General features: G+C 71.0%; 4 protein-coding genes. All 4 read right to left on the bottom strand.

The window, feature by feature from the left end:
• On the bottom strand, positions 1-326 hold a 326-nt coding region (locus NON22_RS23290; protein ID WP_257389376.1), incomplete at its 3' end, for a LysE family translocator.
• On the bottom strand, positions 314-517 hold the full coding sequence (locus NON22_RS23285; RefSeq protein ID WP_257389375.1) for a hypothetical protein: 204 nt from the start codon (positions 515-517) through the stop codon (positions 314-316). The genes NON22_RS23285 and NON22_RS23290, both read right to left, overlap by 13 nt.
• A 72-nt stretch (positions 518-589) precedes the next feature.
• The gene (locus NON22_RS23280; protein ID WP_257389374.1) at positions 590-1,945 is read right to left on the bottom strand and encodes a hypothetical protein; all 1,356 of its coding nucleotides are present in this window, start codon (positions 1,943-1,945) and stop codon (positions 590-592) included.
• Positions 1,946-2,082: 137 nt separating this feature from the next.
• Positions 2,083-2,333 (bottom strand): hypothetical protein (locus tag NON22_RS23275; RefSeq protein ID WP_257389373.1); only part of this gene is annotated, 251 nt, incomplete at its 5' end.

The raw sequence follows: 2,333 nt of genomic DNA, 5'->3' as shown, positions 1-2,333 counted from the left end.
GGCGCCAGGCGCGGCGCGTCGGCCTGCAGCGCCGCGGCGCTGCGGCTGCGCAGCAGCGACCAGGCGATCCAGGCCAGATACGCCGCACCCGCGAGCAGCACGGCGTTGAACAGCCCCGGCACGAGCTTGAGCAGCAGGCCCACGCCGAGCGCCGCGGCGACGACGTGGCAGATGCCGCCGGCGACGATGCCGGTCAGCGCGAGCAGTCCCTGTCGCCGGCCGCCGACCAGGGAGCTGCCGGCGACGTAGGCCATGTCCATGCCCGGCAGCAGCACGACCGCCAGCACGACGAGGAAGAACAGCCAGAGCTGGGTCAGGGTCTGCATGTCGCGACCACCGGCAGCCGCTGCGCCAGCCGCCACGGCAGGTCTGCCGCGGCGGCCGCCGGTCGCGATTCCACTTCCGGACCGCGCGTTCCCGCGGGCACCGCGCCGGCCGGCCCGCTCTCGGCCGGCGCGAGCACGACCGCCGTCGCGCCGGCCATCCAGAACACACCCGCCATCATCCTGATCGCCATGCGCCGCCCCGTTCGTTTCGACCGCGGCAGCCTGCAGTTGAATCAGGATGAAATCGGCCCTGATTCGCGGCATCAGTTGAAGCCGTTGTCGAAGATCACGTCGGCATGGGTCAGGCGCGCGAGCACCATGTCGGTGGTCTCGGGCGTCGCGCCGGTCGCGAGCTCGCTGGGTCCGGCGAGAATCACGCGCCCGAGGTGCAGACCGATGGCCAGCGCCCGCTCGCTGCGCGCCGGGTTCGATCCGCCGGCCGGACGGGCGACGCCGTTGAGGCCGAAGCCCGCGGCGAAGTCGCCGCCGGTGGTCAGCTTGGCCACGGCCGACTCGTAGGTCTGGTCGCCGTTGAGACCGACGCGGCCGGCGACGTAGACGCCGCCCTGCGCATCGGTCATGACGGCTTCGCACGAGGCGCTGTCGAGCGCGGCGCCGTTGAAGCGCACGGTGCGGCGGCCGTTGGAGCCCGGGCCGAAGCTGAAGTTCGGCTGCATGTTGCGGTTCAGGCGGAACGCCATGCAGTCGGACTTGCCGCCGGCGGTCTCTATCGTGCCGGCGACGTAGATGTCGCTGACGCCGGCGAACGTGATCGCGCGGGCCTCCTCAGTGCCGTTGGCGACGTTGTTGGCGTTGTAGAGATAGCTCTCGATGTTCGATACGCCCAGGCGCACGGCGATCAGCGCCGAATCGCCGCTGGCGAAACGCTGCAATCCGGCGAAGTAGACGTCGCCCATCGGCGGATCGAACGCGACGGCGTTGATGTACACGTCGCTGAGGTTCGGCACGTCGTTGATGGCCGGCGTCTCGGCGGGATTGACGTCGAGCGGCGTGACCCGGCCTTCGAACGCGCGGAACGAATTCGCGGCGAAGTTGTAGGCGCTGCCGCCGACGAGGATGCGGCCGTCGGCCAGCGGCTGGAAACCGGCCACGAGGATGCCGGTGGCGGCGAACGCCGGCGGCGGAATGCTGACGCAGCCGGTCTGGCTGGTGTAGCCGGCCGTCGAGAAGGTCGGATCCAGGGTGCCGTCCTGGCGGATGCGGCAGAGCAGCAGGTGATAGGCGCCGTTGCGGAAGTCGCTCGCGGCCAGCAGGGTCTTGTCGGTGCGTGCGTCGTAGCGCAGCAGCGGCCGATACAGGGTGCCGGCGCTCGTGATCGTCAGCAGGCCGCCCGCGGCGAAGCGGGTGTCGGGATGGCCTTCGCGGTTGAGCGCGCCGACGACGATGTCGTGCGTCGTCGTCGGCCGCGACGAGGCGAACACCGTGCTGCCGTTCGGCAGCACGACCAGTGCCTGGGGTCCGGATGTCGACGCGCCGGTCAGGCGCGCGAAGCCCTGACTCGCGTAGGTCGGGTCGAGGTCGCCGGCAGCGGCGGCCGGGCCGCCGGGCATCAGGCAGAAACAGAAGAACGCGCGGGTGATCCAGGAAACGAAAGGCATGACGGGCTCCGAAGGAAGGGCCGCCAGCGGCAGCGGCCTCGGAGCGGAGCCTGGGACGGGTCGCGGCGGCCTGCTTCACTGCCGCTTCGGAGCAACTTAACAGCAACGTTACAGCGACGCAATTTACTGTTTCTACTCTATTTTTTGTTGTCGCGCAGCTGCAGGCACGCGCTCAGCCGCAACGGATTGGGATAGGGCGGATCGATGCGGCAGGGAGCTGCCGGCGTGCCGAGCCGGGCGGCCAGCAGCAGCGCGTCCTCGGCGCTGTAGGTCTGGCGCACGCCGCGCTCGACGGCGAGGGCCAGCTCGCGCCGGGCCTGCTCCGGCCGGCCCTCGGCCTGGGCCTGCCAGCCGCGCAGCAGCTCGGCGACGCCGGCGAAGGCCGGAT

This window comes from Tahibacter caeni (assembly GCF_024609805.1).
Classification (GTDB): domain Bacteria; phylum Pseudomonadota; class Gammaproteobacteria; order Xanthomonadales; family Rhodanobacteraceae; genus Tahibacter; species Tahibacter caeni.
This window is presented reverse-complemented; position numbering and strand designations above follow the sequence as displayed.

Coding starts and splice junctions, on each gene's coding strand:
- NON22_RS23285 (WP_257389375.1), bottom strand. CDS start 517: ATGGCGATCAGGATGATGGCGGGTGTGTTCTGGATGGCCGGCGCGACG.
- NON22_RS23280 (WP_257389374.1), bottom strand. CDS start 1,945: ATGCCTTTCGTTTCCTGGATCACCCGCGCGTTCTTCTGTTTCTGCCTG.